11 protein-coding genes are annotated in these 17,133 nt (G+C 44.1%); 5 read left to right on the top strand and 6 right to left on the bottom strand.

Annotated features, from left to right (window positions below; genetic code table 11):
* Entirely contained in the window at positions 1–5,748 is a 5,748-nt protein-coding gene (locus tag GX654_02865; protein ID NLD35787.1) for a filamentous hemagglutinin N-terminal domain-containing protein, read from the top strand.
* Between the two features lie 204 nt (positions 5,749–5,952).
* On the opposite strand, the gene GX654_02860 is transcribed toward GX654_02865, so the two are convergent.
* From GX654_02860 to GX654_02845, 4 genes are read right to left on the bottom strand one after another with little or no spacing between them, the layout of a single operon-like run.
* Entirely contained in the window at positions 5,953–7,476 is a 1,524-nt protein-coding gene (locus GX654_02860) for a hypothetical protein (protein ID NLD35786.1), read from the bottom strand.
* Between the two features lie 6 nt (positions 7,477–7,482).
* Positions 7,483–8,019 carry a hypothetical protein gene (locus tag GX654_02855; GenBank protein NLD35785.1) on the bottom strand — a complete coding sequence of 179 codons (537 nt, stop codon included), beginning with the start codon at positions 8,017–8,019 and terminating at the stop codon, positions 7,483–7,485.
* Positions 8,009–8,269: a hypothetical protein gene (locus tag GX654_02850; GenBank protein ID NLD35784.1), complete on the bottom strand. Its 261-nt coding sequence runs from the start codon at positions 8,267–8,269 to the stop codon at positions 8,009–8,011. The genes GX654_02855 and GX654_02850 overlap by 11 nt, the downstream gene beginning before the upstream one ends.
* A 15-nt stretch (positions 8,270–8,284) precedes the next feature.
* Complete coding sequence (locus GX654_02845; protein ID NLD35783.1) at positions 8,285–8,872, bottom strand: plasmid pRiA4b ORF-3 family protein; 588 nt, start codon at positions 8,870–8,872, stop codon at positions 8,285–8,287.
* Between the two features lie 111 nt (positions 8,873–8,983).
* Here GX654_02845 and GX654_02840 point away from each other — a divergent pair, with 111 nt between their 5' ends.
* Genes GX654_02840 through GX654_02825 form a run of 4 tightly spaced genes read left to right on the top strand, consistent with a single transcriptional unit; the run spans position 8,984 to position 13,152 of the window.
* Positions 8,984–10,009 (top strand): aldo/keto reductase, encoded by a 1,026-nt coding sequence (locus GX654_02840; protein ID NLD35782.1) that lies wholly within the window; start codon positions 8,984–8,986, stop codon positions 10,007–10,009.
* 27 nt (positions 10,010–10,036) lie between these two features.
* Positions 10,037–11,182, top strand: a complete 1,146-nt coding sequence (locus tag GX654_02835; GenBank protein ID NLD35781.1) for an HlyD family efflux transporter periplasmic adaptor subunit — start codon at positions 10,037–10,039, stop codon at positions 11,180–11,182.
* A 1-nt stretch (position 11,183) separates the two neighbouring features.
* The gene (locus tag GX654_02830) at positions 11,184–12,395 is read left to right on the top strand and encodes an ABC transporter permease (GenBank protein NLD35780.1); all 1,212 of its coding nucleotides are present in this window, start codon (positions 11,184–11,186) and stop codon (positions 12,393–12,395) included.
* On the top strand, positions 12,388–13,152 hold the full coding sequence (locus tag GX654_02825; GenBank protein ID NLD35779.1) for an ABC transporter ATP-binding protein: 765 nt from the start codon (positions 12,388–12,390) through the stop codon (positions 13,150–13,152). The genes GX654_02830 and GX654_02825 overlap by 8 nt, the downstream gene beginning before the upstream one ends.
* A 575-nt stretch (positions 13,153–13,727) precedes the next feature.
* On the opposite strand, the gene GX654_02820 is transcribed toward GX654_02825, so the two are convergent.
* Positions 13,728–16,223 (bottom strand): DUF4238 domain-containing protein, encoded by a 2,496-nt coding sequence (locus tag GX654_02820; protein ID NLD35778.1) that lies wholly within the window; start codon positions 16,221–16,223, stop codon positions 13,728–13,730.
* Between the two features lie 212 nt (positions 16,224–16,435).
* The gene (locus tag GX654_02815; GenBank protein ID NLD35777.1) at positions 16,436–17,059 is read right to left on the bottom strand and encodes a hypothetical protein; all 624 of its coding nucleotides are present in this window, start codon (positions 17,057–17,059) and stop codon (positions 16,436–16,438) included.
* Positions 17,060–17,133 lie beyond the last annotated feature (74 nt).

Here is a 17,133-nt window from a genome sequence, read left to right as displayed (position 1 = left end):
ATGAATATAACATATCAACTGGTTTGCTCCAGAACAAAGAAAATGTGGATGGCTGTATCTGAAAAGGCGGCAGCCACATGGTTACATCGCTTGCTCGTTGCAGGCGCGCTTATATTATCCATACTAATGGTATCAATAGGCGAGGCTCAGGCCCTTGATCCTGGTGAATTGCCCACCAATGGTCAAGTGATTGCAGGAGAGGCGGATATATCCCAATCCGGCTCCTCCATGACCGTGGAGCAGCAAACAGAACATATGGTTGCCGAATGGGATACCTTCAATATAGGAACAGATGCATCTGTAAACTTTCAGCAGCCGGGCACGTCCAGTGTAGCCCTCAACCGCATTCATGACCAGAACCCCTCACAGATATTCGGAAGCCTTACTGCAAACGGACAGATATACCTGCTCAACCCTTCAGGCGTGTATTTCGGCCCCACCGCACAGGTGGATGTAGGCGCTCTTACTGCATCAACACTCAATATCTCCAATGATAATTTTTTAGCAGGTAAATATAGTTTTGAGAAGAGCGGAAATGCCGGGTCAGTCATAAATGAGGGTGTGATTCAGGCATTTAAGGGCGGTTATGTGGCCTTTATTGCCCCGGAGATAAGGAATCAGGGCACCATAAACACCCCTTCCGGCACGACTGTGCTCTCGGCAGGCAACAGGGTAAGTCTGGACTTCACAGGTGACAGCCTTGTGACATTTACAGTGGATCAGGGCGCCATAGATGCACAGATAGAAAATAAAGGCATTATTCAGGCTGATAGCGGCACAGTCATCATGACCGCCAGGGCAGCGGATGAGTTAACCCAGGCAGTGATTAATAACAGTGGCAAAATAGAGGCCAAAACCCTGGAAAACAGATCCGGACGCATTCTCCTTTTATCAGATATGGAATCCGGAGAGACTATTGTGGGCGGCAGACTGGACGCATCCGCCCCGGATGGGGGTGATGGGGGGTTCATAGAGACATCGGCAGCAAAGGTAACGGTACAAGAAGGAGCAGTCATTACCACCGCCGCACCCCAGGGATTCACAGGAACCTGGCTGATCGATCCTCAGGATTACACCATAGCTGCGACCGGCGGTGACATTACAGGCAGTCAGCTTTCCACCAATCTGGGCAGCACCAGTGTCACCATTTTAAGCGCTGACGGAGCTACAGAAGGAAGCGGCGACATATTTGTCAATGACCGCATCACCTGGTCAGCCAACACCCTGACTCTCAACGCCCATCGTAACATAGAAATCAACCGCGAGCTATTTGGCTCCGGTTCAGCTAAACTTGCACTGGAATATGGCCAGGGGGCCACAGCATGGGGAAATACAGCCTCATACTCAGTAAATGGTCCGGTCAATCTGCCCGCAGGTGATAATTTCAGCACAAAGCTGGGATCAAACGGAACAGTTAAACTTTTCACGGTGATAAAAACACTGGGTAGCGCGGGCAGCACCACCACAACCGATCTTCAAGGGATAACTGGTAATCTTTCCGGCAACTATGCACTGGGCGGCAATATCGACGCAGCAGCCACCGCCACCTGGAATCCTAAAGGGACTGATCCTGAAACCTATGCCGGTTTTGTCCCCATAGGCAACAATTCAAACTCATTCATCGGCACCTTTGACGGCCTGGGCCACACGATTTCAGGTCTTGTGATTAACCGGCCTGATACGGATTATGTCGGCCTCTTTGGAGGTACTGATAATGCTGCGGTGAGCAATGTGGGAATCATTGGCGGGTACATAGCAGGTAAAAATATAGTAGGAGGCCTGGTGGGGTACAATTATGACTACAGCATTATAACAAACAGCTACTCCACCGGGGCAGTGACAGGATCCAGCTATGTAGGAGGCCTGGTGGGATACAATTATGACTACAGCGACATAACAAACAGCTACTCCACCGGGGCAGTGACAGGATCCAGCTTTGCAGGAGGCCTGGTGGGGTATAATCACAGGAGCAGCATAACAAACAGCTATGCGGCCGGGGCGGTGGCAGGATCCAGTTACTATGTGGGTGGCCTGGCAGGGGCCATTTCCCTCAGCACCATAGAAAACAGCTATGCGACCGGAACGGTATCAGGTGTTGATAGTAGTGTGGGAGGCCTGGTAGGGGGCATTGGAGACAGCACCATAACAACTAGCTACGCGACAGGGGCGGTGACAGGATCCAGCTTTGCAGGAGGCCTGGTGGGAGTGAAATCAACCGAGCTAAGCACCGTAACAAACTCCTTTTACGACAGTGATACCACCGGCAAAAGTGATTCGGATTTTGGCATACCCATGTCCACAGAACAGATGATGGAACAGAAAAATTATTCAGGCTGGGACTTTACTGACACATGGTATATGATAGATGGCAATACCCGTCCCTTTCTGCGTATGGAATACAGTACCAACATCACCAATGCCCATCAATTACAGTTGATGCAGCTTGATCTTGATGCGGACTATACACTGGCTAATAATATAGATATGGGAGAGCTTACACAGGCATCCGGATTGTGGAATACGTCAACAGGCTTTGACCCAATAGGAAATGCTTGGAATGTTTTGTTTACTGGCACCTTTGATGGGCTTGGTCACACGATTTCAGGGCTTGTTATCAACCGGCCTGATACGGATTATGTCGGCCTCTTTGGAGGTACAGATAATGCTGCTGTGAGCAATGTGGGGGTCATTGGCGGGTCCATAGAAGGAGACGTTTTTGTAGGCGCCCTGGCAGGGGGCATTGGTTCAAGCACCATAACAAATAGCTACGCTACCGGGTCAGTGTCGGGACATGAACATGTTGGCGGGCTGTTGGGTGCTATCGTAGATTCAAGCAGTATAACAAACAGCTATGCGACCGGAGTGGTATTGGGAGATGATAATGTTGGCGGGCTGGTAGGAACTAACACAGATTCGAGCAGCATAACAAATAGCTACGCAACCGGATCAGTGTCGGGAACAGGAGGTGTTGGAGGTCTGGTTGGAGGCAGCAATTCCAGCATAACAAACAGCTACGCAACCGGGTCAGTGTCGGGGACAGACTATGTGGGCGGTCTGTTGGGATATAATGCTGGCGGCACTGTAACAAACTCCTTTTACAGTGATACCACCGGTCAAAATGATACGGGCAAAGGTGACCTCAAAAACACCGAAGACATGAAGAAATTGACCACCTTCATGGGTGAATCCTGGGCCTGGGACATCGACGATACAGGCGGCACGGGAAAAACCTGGCGTATCTATGAAGGTAATACCTACCCGCTTTTACGCAGTTTCATGACTGCGGCCACGGTCACTGTAAGCGATTTGACCAGGGTTTATAACGGAACAACCACAATAGCCGGGGTGGCCCACAACTGGGATATGACTATTGACGCAGGAAAGATTTCGGGAGCCCCAGTTTATACTGCTATAGGTAAAGATGTGGGGGAACATGCTATTTCTCTTACCGGCCTCTATTCGAATCAGGAGGGTTACGACATTATTGCGCAAGATGGCACTGTGAATATCACAGCAAAGGCTATCACAGTCTCTGGCGTGACCGCTTCCGACAAGGTTTATAACGCTGATGCCACGGCAGCAATCAATACCGGTTCCGCTGTCATCACCGCAGGGGCCGCAGCCGACGATGATAATAAGTACTATACCGGGGATAATGTCACGCTTGATGTCTCGGGAGCAGCGGGCGCATTTGTTGACAAGAATGTCGGAACGGATAAGGCTGTTACTATCTCGGGCTTTACCCTCTCCGGCTCCGATTCGGGCAACTATATGGTATCCGATGCATCAAACGCCACCGCGAAAATCACGCCAAAGGCCATAACCATCAGTGGGGTCACTGCTGACGACAAAGTCTATGACGCCACAGCCGCAGCCACAGTGGACACAACAAATGCTACAGGCTGGATCGCGGGGGATACAATAAGCGTATCTGCATCAGGATTGTTTGATAATAAAAACGTGGGCGCAGACAAGACTGTCGTAATATCCGGGTTTACTCTTTCTGGAGAAGATTCAGGAAACTATACCATAACCGGCCAGACAGTTACAACTGCCGATATCACTCAAAAGCCCCTGACTGCATTATATACCGGAATAGACAAGGTCTATGATGCCTTAACAACTGCTGATGTTACAGGTTTTTCCATGGATATTTTTGATGAAGATACAGTTACTTTTAATCAATCTGCTGATTTTACTGACAAGAATGTCGGAACCGATAAAACCGTCAATGTGGCTGGTATTTTCATCTCCGGAACCGATGCTGCAAATTACAGCCTGCAAAACCTCACTGCCTCTACTACGGCCGATATTACGCCAAAGGCTATAGCCATCAGTGGAATCACAGCTTCAGACAAGGTCTATGATGCTACAACCGACACCACTGTGTACACAGCCAATGCTTCCGGCTGGATTGAAGGGGATGTGGTTTCTGTCTCCGCTACCGGAACCTTTGTCAACAAAAACGCGGGCACAGACAAGACTGTTACACTTACCAGCACTTACACTGGCTCTGATCTCTTAAACTATACGATCACTGACCAGGCCACAACAACTGCCGATATTGCACCAAAGGCTATAACCATCAGTGGAATCACTGTACCTGATAAAGTCTATGATGCCACAGCCGCAGCCACAGTGGACACAACAAATGCTACAGGCTGGATCGCGGGGGATACAATAAGCGTATCTGCATCAGGATTGTTTGCTAATAAAAACGTGGGCGCAGACAAGACTGTCGTAGTATCCGGGTTTACTCTTTCTGGAGAAGATTCAGGAAACTACACCATAACCGGCCAGACAGTCACAACAGCGAATATCACACCTGCACTTTTAACAATAACCGCAAATAACGATACCAAAATTTTTAATAATCTACCCTATATTGGAGGAAATGGTGTGGTATATGATGGTTTTGCCGGAAATGAAACCCCGGCGGTACTTAGCGGCGGATTGGGGTATGGCGGATCAAGTCAGGGAGCAGTACTTGTGGGAGAGTATGGGATTGAGCCTTACGGCCTGGAATCAGATAATTACGAGATTGTTTATTACAGCGGCATACTGAACATAAGAGAATCTGTAAACGAAAACATTCTGGCATCCCTGACAAGCAGGCAGAACGGCACAAACGGTACAGGCCAGAATCTTAAAAACGGGTTGTCAGGTTCTCAATTTGACATGGGTCCCGGAACTGGCAGCAATACCATAACCGGTTTCGGCAACCTGCAACTGGTAACATATAATATAACAGATATCAGGTCAGCAACCCTTGTGTCGAAAAGCGGAAGCTCCGATATTACATTCGGGCCAGCTCCCGGCAACGGCACTGTTATGATTATTGGTGATTCCCCTTCAAACGAAATGGACATTGTTATTGAATCGATGCCCGTTTTTGAACAGACAGGGGAAGGAGAACCTGTATGGCAGAACAGCTATACTTTGAGAGAGGGAGATCAGGTTATTTCTTTGACTCCTGATCAGGAAGCGTCAAGGCAGCAGCCGCCTGATATCACGGTTCCGGGACAGCAGATGCCATACACACTCAGGCTTGAGGATGGCACATCAGTGCAATTTTATACAGGTATTACCCCTGGAGGATACCTGTTTATAAGCGCACCACCTGACACAGGAGCGATTAATCAGGAAAGGTTGATACTCATGGCTATTACTGTTCTCAAAAATGAACTGCATGAAGATAGCAGCGATATTAAGGGTGTGATAATTCATCGGAATCCCCAGGGCATTTAAAGAGGTTACAGGGCCAGACCGGAGGTCATTGGGAGCTATCCCATAATCTCCTGTCATGAAAAAAACAAGTTAAATCCAGTTAGTTGGGAAGTACCTATTTTTAGGCATACTTCCCTCTAACCTTGTAAAAATCCTTAGTTTAAAATGATATGTTGGAAGATTTAAAACCACTAAGCATAAAAAATAGAGCCCTGTTTCTTGGTTTTACCTTGTTTTGTTTCTGTCAATCAACAGGTCCGGCCTTCCTTTAAGTGTGGCGAATATGGTTCTCTTTACAAATAGAGGATCACCGCTGGCAATTATGGGTGCATGATCCTTTGTTTCAAATGTTATTGTCCGGGTGCTTGTGCCCGCCTCCATGGCCTGTTTATGCACAATTTCTGTCAGCCGTTGCCTTACAAACTGGTCTGCTGTATCAAGGCTCCTGAATTGACGTTTCCCCGATATCCCTTCAATACTATAATTTCCAAGACCATCATGTAGTATAGCAAGTTTTTTATACACAACCACATGGCTGGTTATTGCGCCAATGGCGTTTGCGACATCTGCATCATCGGGGATAATCATATTTGTCTTTAAAGGTATCACCGCTTTATCAAGAAAAAAATGGATGGGCGCACCAATACCAATTACAGGGTGTTTAAGGTTTATTGCCACCTCGTAATCGGGGTGCTGCTTTACTAAAAGGTGATATATGAGTCTTCTGCATGCATGGCTCTTATCCAGTTCATCAGGGTTAATATCATTCAGCGCATGTTTAAGCAGCTCAACAGAGAGCTGGTGCGCCCCCATATCCATGAGCTGATCAACCAGTTCAGAGATGCTCCTCTTTGCTAAAAATGCACAAAGGCCTGCATATCTCTCAGATGATCCTGTGTCCCATTTTCTAAACCTGCCATCAATATGCAGAAGGTCTGTAAGGGTGAGGCCACATCTCTGGATCATAAAATTCTCCTCAAGGCGCTGCAGGGGAAGAGTCCATTCGGACAGCACTCCTGCGAGGGGAACAAGTTCATCCATGGAATATGGCCTTTGATCAAGAAGGGAGATAACCTTTTCTTCAATAGGATCAAGCAAAATGGCCTTTTTAGCACCTGTGCGTGCAATGATCTGCATGGTCATGGTGGTGCCGCCATAGTGTTTAATATTATTCTCTATAAAATCAAGGGCGGCCCCTGCGCCCGGATAATAGTGCCCGAGCCATGCAATGGGGGCAACCCGCTTTGGCCCAATCTTGAATTTACCCTTTTCATACATTATCAAGCTGTCCCCGCCAAGGCCCACTGTGCGTATATCCAGCGCCTTTACATGGGTTCTGTGGCCTCCAACCATGGAACCATGCTCATTTAGCCTTACAAGCCCCCCTGAGATAGCGGCTGTATCGGTTGTGGTTCCACCCATATCCACCACTATGGCATCATCAATGCCGGTAATATGCCTCGCTCCTGCTACGCTTGCGGCAGGCCCTGAGAGTATGGTTTCAACCGGACGCTTTTTGGCCATCTCTGCGCTGATAAGGGTGCCATCCCCTTTTACTACTACAACAGGCGCGCTGATATTGTATCCATGCAGAACCCTTTCAAGATCAATGAGGAGGCTCGCAAGCCTGGGGATAATCATTGCATTGAGCATGGCGGTAACGGCCCTTGTCTGAAAATTTAATGTGTCAGACAACTCATGGCCGCATGAGACAAAAAGGCCGGTTTCATCCTGAATGATCTTTTTCACATTAAGCTAATGCTCAGGGTTAACTGAGCCTGCATAACCCGATACAGCAAAGGCGGTTACATGATGCCTTTCTATCATCTCTGCTGTAACTCTTTTGACCTCATCAGGGTTAATGGGGGTGATTTCTTCACCGGAGATCTCAAGCTGCCCCTGTATGATTGCCCTTGGATGGTATGGAATATCCTTTATAATATTGTGCCCGTATGGAGGCATAAGAAGGAGCCCCACCTTCTGCCCCTCGTTTTCGACAATGGCATTTGTGGCAAGGGTTGTGGAGAGAGATACCAGCTCTATAAGGGGCAGCCGGCTTTTATCCAGATTTTCAATGGCCTCTTTGATGCCGACTGTAAAATCCCACCTGGTGGTAAGCCCCTTTGCCTTGCAAATGGTAATATTATTTTCAAGGTCATAAATCACCGCATCTGTGTATGTTCCGCCAGCATCAATGCCAAGGCCTGTTTTAATATATCCCTTTTCTGACCCAACTGTTTTCAAACCGACAGCAGGAACAGAAGAGGCAGTGTCTGCTATTTTATTTTTCAATTCTTGTTCCTTTAACTCTTAGGGACCTTTGCTTATTCTTTCTAATGAATTTTCGCATTCCGGATGTGAAGCCGCCAAATCGTAATGGGCTGCCGATGATCAAAATATCAAAATCACCCAAATCACAATTTTTGGTGATGGAAATGACAGTTATAGAACAGGATCTCAAAGATAATTCATCCTTCAACATCTCTGCAATCTCGGCAGTTGATCCTGATACAGTGTCATATAAAATACATATTTTTTTCATTCTTTATCCTAATCTTTAATCTGTATCCCAGGCTAAAAGCCTCTTCCTTGACCACCTCAGGTATTTCAGTATCTCCCAGTTTGTCTCGTCAGGGTCGAACTGTGTGCTGTCAAAATTGCCGCCATACCATTCTGTTAATGCATTATGATCTTCATGGAACGGGTCTTTCATTACCTTGCAGAACTCTTCATATCCATTTATGCCACCTACATCTTCAGGCGGACATGCCCCTTTTCCCTCCAGGCAAAAAACAGGCACTGGCAGCTCCTGGCCGGCATAATTACTGTCTTCAAGAATAAGCTCATGTTCCCATGAATCGCCAAAATCGTACAGGTAACTGATAATAGACCCCTTTCGTTTAACAAGATCACCCAGCCTGTACTTCCCGCATGGAAGGCCATCCTCTTTTGACTCAGGGTATTCAGTATAATGTTTTTTTGAAATGGTAAACTCGTGCAGATGGCTGTCTGTCCACCCCATGATAATCTGTATGACATCGTGAAGACGGTCAAGGGGGATATCGGATGGAACAGTGAAACGCCTCCAGACCTCCGGTAATATACCTAAAATGTTTATTCTGAACAGATAGAGTCTTTCTTCCATGATTAATTCCTTTGTATGATATAAAGATTGTATATTGTTCCTATGATCTATTATTATAGCTATATTAAAAAGGATATATCTGTATTGAATAAAAAAGGAAAGAGAGAAAATATGAAAAAAGTAACGCTTGGCAGCACAGGGCTAACGGTAACCCGGCTTGGTTTTGGCGGCATCCCCATTCAGCGTGTGGGTGAGGCGCAGGCAGTGGAGGTGGTGTTACATGCAGTAGAGACCGGTATGGATTTTATAGATACCTCGCGCATGTATTCCACAAGCGAGGCGCGTATAGGCAAAGCACTAAAACAGACGAATAAAAAAGTGGTGCTTGCAACAAAGTCCATGAACCGGTTTGCTGACGGCATACAGAAGGACATAGAGGTAAGTCTGAAAAACCTTCAGGTGGATTATATAGATATCTATCAGTGCCATGCAGTGAGTTCAGATGATGAGTATGAACGGGTCACAAGGCCTGGTGGAGCCCTTGAGGGGTTAAGAAAGGCAAAGGAGCAGGGGCTTATAGGCCACATAGGGGTTACAAGCCACAGCCTTGACCTGCTTGAAAGGATCATTGATGATGGTTATTTTGAAACCATCATGGTCTGCCTGAGCTTTATTGAGTCAGCAGCTAAAGAGAGGATTGTACCTAAAGCGCTTAAGAAGAACATCGGCATCCTTGCCATGAAGCCATTCTCAGGCGGTGTAATAGAAGATGCTGCGCTTGCATTAAAGTGGGCACTCTCTATCCCTGATATACTTGTGCTGGCTGGCGTTGAGGAAAAGGGGCTGATTGACAGAAACTGGGAGATATTTACTGGCAGTTATGAGCTTACCCCCAAAGAAGAAAAAGAGATTGAGGAGATAAGGAGGGAGCATGACAAAAAGTTCTGCCGCAGATGTGATTACTGCCTCCCATGCACTGTTGGGATACACATACAGATGGTTATGGGGATAAAAACCTTTGTGAAGAGGCTGGGGCCCCAGGCGCTTAAGAATATGCTGATCATATCCCTGCTTAAAAAGGCTGCCCAGTGCACCGGGTGCGGTGAGTGTATGACAAGGTGCCCATACTCTTTACCAATACCAGACATGATAAAGGAAAACCTTGAGTGGGTTGAGGAGTATAAAAGGAATCTTTAATGCCATATCTGGCGCAGGCATGGAATTATGAAATCAAACCTTAATAAAAATCTTTTTATTATATCCCTGTTTGTAATAACTCTTCTCTTTTCATGCAGTGAAAAGGGGAAGGAGAGCTATACCCTGAAACCAATAAACCTCGATTATACAGTGCTTGCCTCATGCACTGTGAGCGAACCAAAGCCATATAGGGTTAAGGCAAAGGCAGGCGGGGATATCATACAGCTTAACGTAACAGAGGGTACAAGGGTTGAAAAGGGCGAAACAGTTGCCCTGATAGATGATTACAGGGAGAGAAGAAACCTTACCATAAGCAAAAACAGGCTCGCATCAATCAATCTGCAGATAGAGGATTCAAAGAAAAACGGGCTCCCGAGGCTGCATGAGCAGCTTAAAAAGGATGCTGCAACACTGAGTAATTCAGAACGCTATATGAACAGGCTTAAAAAACTCTCAGAGGCTGGAGGCGTTTCCGATGCAGAACTGGATGCGGCTATCGAGGGTTATAATCAGGCCCTTTCCGGATATAACCAGACCAAAATAGAGATAGATACCTTTAACACCTCCGGGGTGCTGGCAAAACTTGAAACAGAAAGGCATGTGCTTACAGAAGAGATCAGGCTATCGGAAAAAGCTATTGATGACAAACAGATAAAGGCCCCATACAGGGGCATAATCACGGATGTTTATTTTACCGAGGGTGAGACGGTTCTGGATAATGCCGAGCTGATGAGTATCATAGAGGAGAGGGAGTGGGAGATAGAGGCAAACATAGACCAGCGGGATATGCCCTTTGTCAAAAACAACCAGGATGCATTTATTGTGCTGGATGCCTATCCTTCAAATAAGATTGCGGCAAAGCTCTTTTTTGTCTGTCTTGAAGTAGACATATCAAGGGGAAGCTGTCTTACAAGGTTAAAGATCACTGATAAGCATGATTTTATCAGGTACGGCATGACCGGTAATGTTGAGATCATAGCGGAGAGGTTTACCAATGTGCCTGCTGCCCCATCAAGGTTTCTCACCCGTGCTGATGGGGCGGGATATGTCTACATAAAGGGCAAAGATGGTATAGCACCTGTAAAGACAGGCTTCCGGGAGGTTGGTGAGAAATGGGTAATCCTTGAGGATATACCGGAAAACACCCTGTTATACATACCAGCAGAAAAATAATATGAAGCCAAACAACTATGAAATCATGATTGCATGGCGGTTTCTGATTAAAGGGAGGCTTCAGACCCTTTTTATTATCCTTGGCATTGCCATGGGTGTGGCTGTGCAGTTCTTTTTATCCTCCCTGATAGGCGGCCTTCAGAACAGCATCATTGAAAGGACAGTGGGGTCTGCCCCGCACCTCGTTATATCACCTGAAGATAGAAAGCCTGGCCCCATTGATACAGGCTCAGCCGCTGTTAAAGAGTTTCGGAAGGCGGCCATTGAGGAGAGGCCTGAGATATTTTCATGGCAGCAATATTTATTGGAGCTTAAAAAGGATAAAAGGTTCACCTATATATCACCGGTTGCAAACGGGAATGGTTTTGTGCTTGAGGCGAGCACGGTGCATCCGGTGCGTGTAAAGGGGCTACTGGAACCAGATGGACCGGGCATCTACCGGATTAAGCAAAAGCTGATTGCAGGCAGCGACAGGTTTTCAGGCGAAACCGCCCTTGTAGCAAAGGAGCTTGCTAATAAACTCGCCCTTGTAACAGGTGACAAGTTTATCCTGAGGAATGATAAAGGAGAGAATGTCTCTCTAATAGCAGGTGGGATCTTTGATCTGAGCACAGCAACAGGTAGCAGCCTTGTTGTGCTTTCACTGGACAGGGTTAGGGCCTTTTTTGGGGTTGATGGTGTCTCAGCGATTGAGGCGCAGGTGAAGGATGTCTTTGAGGCGGAGGCAATAGCGCGGAAATATTCACGTTATTTTACCAGGGTAAAGATTGAATCATGGCAGAAGACAAACAAGGAGATGCTGGCAGCCCTTTCATCCCAGAGTTCATCATCATACACCATCCAGTTCTTTGTACTTTTTTCCATCTCCCTTGGCATAGCGAGCGTACTTGCCATATCTGCTGTCCAGAAATCAAGACAGCTCGGCATACTTAAAGCCATGGGCACAACTGACATAAGTTCAGCCAGGATATTTGTTGTGCAGGGTTTTATCCTGGGCGCAACAGGGTCAGTCGCAGGGATCGGCATAGGTTATGGCATATCAATACTCTTTATAAAGGCAATGGGGGATATGATAGCCTTTGGCCTTGAGATAAAGACCTCCTATATTATTCTCCCTGTAGTCCTTGCGGTTATCGCCTCCACACTTGCCTCTGCCATACCTGCTAGCCGTGCATCAAGATTATCGCCCATTGAGGTAATAAGAAATGGCTGATAACATGATACAGGTAAAGAGGCTCAACAAGGTTTATGGCACAACAATCCAGACCCATGTCCTGTTTGATATAGAACTTGAAATAGAGAGGAACACCTTTACCGCCCTGATCGGCCCATCCGGTTCAGGGAAAAGCACGCTTTTAAACTGTCTTGGCCTGCTTGATCCACCTACATCAGGGAAAATTGTGATAGACGGGCAGTCATTCTCGGATATAAACGTCAACAAACTTGCCTCATTCAGAAACGAGAACATAGGGTTTGTCTTCCAGTTCCATCATCTGCTGCCGGAGTTTACAGTGTTTGAAAATATTCTGATGCCCCACTGGATAAAAAGCGGAAGGCCTGGCCAGGATTTGATAGAAGAGGCAAACAGGCTTATAGACCGTGTGGGTTTAGGCGACATTAAAAATAAATATGTAACACAGATATCAGGCGGCCAGCAGCAGCGTGTTTCTATAGCAAGGGCACTGATCAACAGGCCAAAGGTAATATTTGCGGATGAACCCACAGGCAACCTGGACAGGGAAACCGGTGCAAAGGTGCTTGATCTTTTAAGAGAGATCAACAGGGAAAACAATACCACCCTTGTAATGGTGACTCATGACAGGGAGGTGGCTATACGCTCAGACCGTATTATAGAGCTGGTTGATGGAAGAATATGCAGGAGTATTGATGTGAGATCATCAAGTAAAGAATCAGCAGTAGAGATGCTGGAAAGCAGGGCATGCGTATTACCTGATTCAGGCCAGACATGATAAAGAAATACCTTGAGTGGTTGAAAAAGTATAGAAAGGGACTGAACATTTGATATCCTGAGACCTTTGAATAACCCCTTTTTGGCATTCTGTGGTTTGTCGAAGATCCCGATACTGTCTTCGGGGACCGCGGAATCCAGTGTTCAAAAAGGTATCAAGTCTGCCTTTAACTCATCCTAAAATAACAAGAGTCAACAGAAGATCTATTTACGTAGGGGAGAATAATTATTCGCCTATACATTTATTTTCAAAATACGTTTCTGTAGATTAGTATCAAACAACGTAGGGGCACAGCGACTGTGCCCTCTTTTCTCATTCCCATGGTCAACATTGTAATGCATTGATTTTACGCTCTGCGTCTTATTACCAAAAATGATGACCACTCTTAAGATTTTAATATCAGTTTTTTCTTAAACCATCCCATAAAAAGCAAGGCTGCAAAAGTTAAAAACTTTTAACAGCCTTGATATTACTGCATTTAAGAAGTTATTGTAATAATTAAGGTCGTTGTCCCCATTTACATTTCTGAAGCTTTAGAGTAGCCCATGCAGCTCAATGGAATGAGCAAGCTGATATTAAGCACTTTCCTTGCTTCCATACTCGACATAAAGTGACAAAGGAAGCGATTTAATGTACTTATCATGTCCAGCATAGCTTACCAATAATCGATATACCAAGTTATTAATGTGCCCAATAGGTGATATTTTGCAGCTTAATTTTGCATCGATGTTCATGGGCTTTGGGTAAGAAGATGTGACTATAGCTTTTTCACCTTTTTGAACCAATTTTTCAATTGATTTAGACATTACAGTTTGAGCAATATCAAACTCCTCCTGCAAATGAGCAATCTGAGAATTATTTGGTGCCTGATCCGCATTAATGAAATTCAACAACCGTTTTAACACCCTCTTTACAGACATGAACTCTGATTTTTTTAGCTCTTGCATATGAGCTAATTGGTCAACAATCAATGGAAACTTAACAAGATATTCAGATACGAAGGTTTCAAATTTGTCCCAGGGATTTTTACTGAGGCCATAGTAGTAAGGGATTGATGAGCATATTTCTGACCATCTGAAATTGTTATCAGTTATTATCATCGAACCCGTAGCTTGCGCAAGAAACATTGTCATTTCCATGTTTGGAGTCATGCGTGATATTCGCATCTGACTTGATTCTTTTCCAGGCTTACCAGGATTCAGATCTACAAACGGATCTTGAGCATTCATTCGTTTAGTATAATCGATTAGCTTGGAGATTTCTTCCTCTGATAGGTCTTTAGATTTATGACGAAAAAAGGCCCGGAGGTTTTCATCTGGCAATGTAAAAATAGTTCGCTTATAGTCTTCAAAAAACAATTCTTTCATTTGGTTATATGATTTTTCATCGAAAGTTTTTGCATCTTTCCTTTTTTCAGCCGCATCCATAACGGTCTTCATCAAGGTATAATTAAAGTTCCACGGATCTGGGAACAAATTAATCAGCCCAATTTCAATCCATGGCATTATTAAAAACAGGAAATATAGATTTTTTATGGTTTCATCTCTGTATTGCCCAGGATTCTCTATAGGGCTAAATTCTTTCCTCATATTGTTTGGATTTACAAAAGGGCTCTGAATTAAAATCTCATCTGCATAAAAGGAAAAACAGGTTATGTTCATATACGTAACACGTGGATCGATTATACCTGTAAACATTGCCCTTAGAACGTTAGTGTCTGGTCTCGGGAGCAGTGCAAATAAATTAGTAGATGGAGGCCACAATCCAGCGACCGCTTTATATATTTTTGCAATTTTATCATTGGTTAAATTTCTACGTAGTTCGTCCCAATCTAACTCTCCGCTTCTATTCACTCCCAAAATTCTTGTAACGATATCATAAAAAAATAGGTTACGTTCACGAATACTTAGAACATCGCTAGCTGGACGTTCATTATCAGGTATATCTCTGCAACATTTCTTATATTTTTTACCACTGCCGCATGGACAGGAAGCATTTGGACCAATTTTTCCAGCCCTTTTCTTTTTCTTTAAAAATTCGGATTCTGGTTCTCTTCGTCCATATTGATCAAAGTATTCGGATGAACCATCTTCGTATCCAACATATATTTCACCTCCAAATTGATAAAGCTTATCAGTGGGAGGCTTTAGCACGTTGCCGCATTTGACCCAATCTGAATGGACCCTTTTTTCTGGGAATAACCACTCTTTTTCTTCAGCAGCTAAGAATTGTGATGCGCGAGACTTAATTATATAATTAATATGCTCAACATCTTCTTCTGATAATTCTCTCCCATTAATGATGTTATCATATCTTATCAATGTGTTTCGAAAAGGATTTGGATTTGGTCTAAATTCTTTAAGATTTCGCAAACTGGGGTTTTTAGCATAATCCAAATTTGTTAAAATCAGACACCGGTTGGAATCCAGAGGGAAAATAGTTTGCGTTCCCTGCATTTCAATTCTTGGGTCGTTAGGATATTTGCATTCAGTTGAAGTGGGCGGACAAGCTGCATTATACACTGTCACAGGATGATCAGACACGATAAACTTTATCTTGGAATTATTGGCCGAAACGATTTCTTTTACGGCTTCGGCCCATAATGTACAATGCAGCCTTTGGATATTCTGCATCTCAATTAAAAGCTGATTATGGGTAATCATTGGAAACTTTTGGCTTAACCATATAAGTCCTTTGGGCGTTCTGAGTTTTTGAATATCCAAGTATTCAAAAACTTTAACAAAGTAATCATGGAACAAACGATAATTTAAGTCCATCAAAGCTTTAATGGCTCTTGATCCATCACTATCTATTTTGCCAAAAAGGTACCGCTCAATTTCGTCGTTAAGGTGTCCTAAAAAAGAAGTCGTATACAAATCAGTTTTATAGAAACATTGTTTGGGAGAGAACGGCCAACGTATTTGTTTCTTATACTTAATTTCCTCACCAGGTGATTCAACCTTCTCAGGGTAAAGATTAAGATAATAGAATGCCCCTCTCTTAGAGGACAAAAAGTTTTTTTGATACCAGATAGGTACGTAATGGTTATTTCTTATTAATTCGTTACTCATATTCTGCTAATCTTGGCTATACGATATTTTTATTCGATTTGCCGGTTTATTATCAATGAAAAGCATGAGACGTAGATAAAATGTAAAGATAATTGCATGAGTTAATTACCTGCGCCCCATACGCCCTACTAATGTGGCAATATCAGGCCCTGACACCGCGTTTTTCCCGATATGACGTTTATATAAAACAGGAAAAATATTTTGATATGATTTTATTCTTTTCCTTTAATTAAAATGTTTTCCAAATAATGAAAAATATTCTCATGTATTTTTATCTCTAATTTATTTAATATTTCTTTTAGAGTTATTCCTTTATACCAATTCATTAGTCCGAATATTATGGCAATACAAAAAAGAGTTACAATAATAAAACTCAAAAATACTGAGTTAAAGAGGAAAGGGCTTGAAAGAAATGTTGTTACTACTATCGATAGAATGAGTATGGAAAAACCTATTACACCTGTAAAAAGAGTTATAATTTTAGCGAGCCTTCCAGATACCCAATACAAATTTGAGCCAATTTTTTCATTTTGATCTTTTATGCAATCTCGGTCTGTGCATAAAGTTTGATATTTAGACTTTTCTTCAAAAATTATTTTGTCTTTTTCTGTCGTTAAGGTATTTTTAACTCTATCTAATATTGTACGTATGCAGTCGCCTGTTAGGGCTGTCTCATCTCCCATAGTCAAATTCATTAGTTCATTTTCTGCAATTGGTGAAACTCTGAGAAGTGCATGATCATCAGATGAAATCCCACCGCTATTTCGTGTTATATCAATTTGGTGGCTCCTCACAAGAATTTGTGGGTGCCAGGTTAATAAAAAACTTGAAAGCATGAATCAAATCAAGTACTTCCTGTTGGTGACTAACCTATGGGAAGGAGGATATGATTCATGCTTATCGAAAGTAT

Origin of the sequence: Desulfatiglans sp. (assembly GCA_012513605.1) — a bacterium.
In the GTDB taxonomy this organism is placed as follows: Bacteria; Desulfobacterota; DSM-4660; order Desulfatiglandales; family HGW-15; genus JAAZBV01.
Note: the sequence above shows the minus strand (reverse complement) of the source record. Positions and strands in the feature narration are given on the sequence as shown.

Bases quoted from the DNA above. Each gene is read 5' to 3' on its own strand.
- GX654_02845 (NLD35783.1), bottom strand. From the start codon at position 8,872: ATGGAAGAAAGACTCTATCTGTTCAGAATAAACATTTTAGGTATATTA.
- GX654_02825 (NLD35779.1), top strand. From the start codon at position 12,388: ATGGCTGATAACATGATACAGGTAAAGAGGCTCAACAAGGTTTATGGC.
- GX654_02840 (NLD35782.1), top strand. From the start codon at position 8,984: ATGAAAAAAGTAACGCTTGGCAGCACAGGGCTAACGGTAACCCGGCTT.
- GX654_02865 (NLD35787.1), top strand. From the start codon at position 1: ATGAATATAACATATCAACTGGTTTGCTCCAGAACAAAGAAAATGTGG.
- GX654_02815 (NLD35777.1), bottom strand. From the start codon at position 17,059: ATGCTTTCAAGTTTTTTATTAACCTGGCACCCACAAATTCTTGTGAGG.
- GX654_02820 (NLD35778.1), bottom strand. From the start codon at position 16,223: ATGAGTAACGAATTAATAAGAAATAACCATTACGTACCTATCTGGTAT.
- GX654_02835 (NLD35781.1), top strand. From the start codon at position 10,037: ATGAAATCAAACCTTAATAAAAATCTTTTTATTATATCCCTGTTTGTA.
- GX654_02830 (NLD35780.1), top strand. From the start codon at position 11,184: ATGAAGCCAAACAACTATGAAATCATGATTGCATGGCGGTTTCTGATT.
- GX654_02850 (NLD35784.1), bottom strand. From the start codon at position 8,269: ATGAAAAAAATATGTATTTTATATGACACTGTATCAGGATCAACTGCC.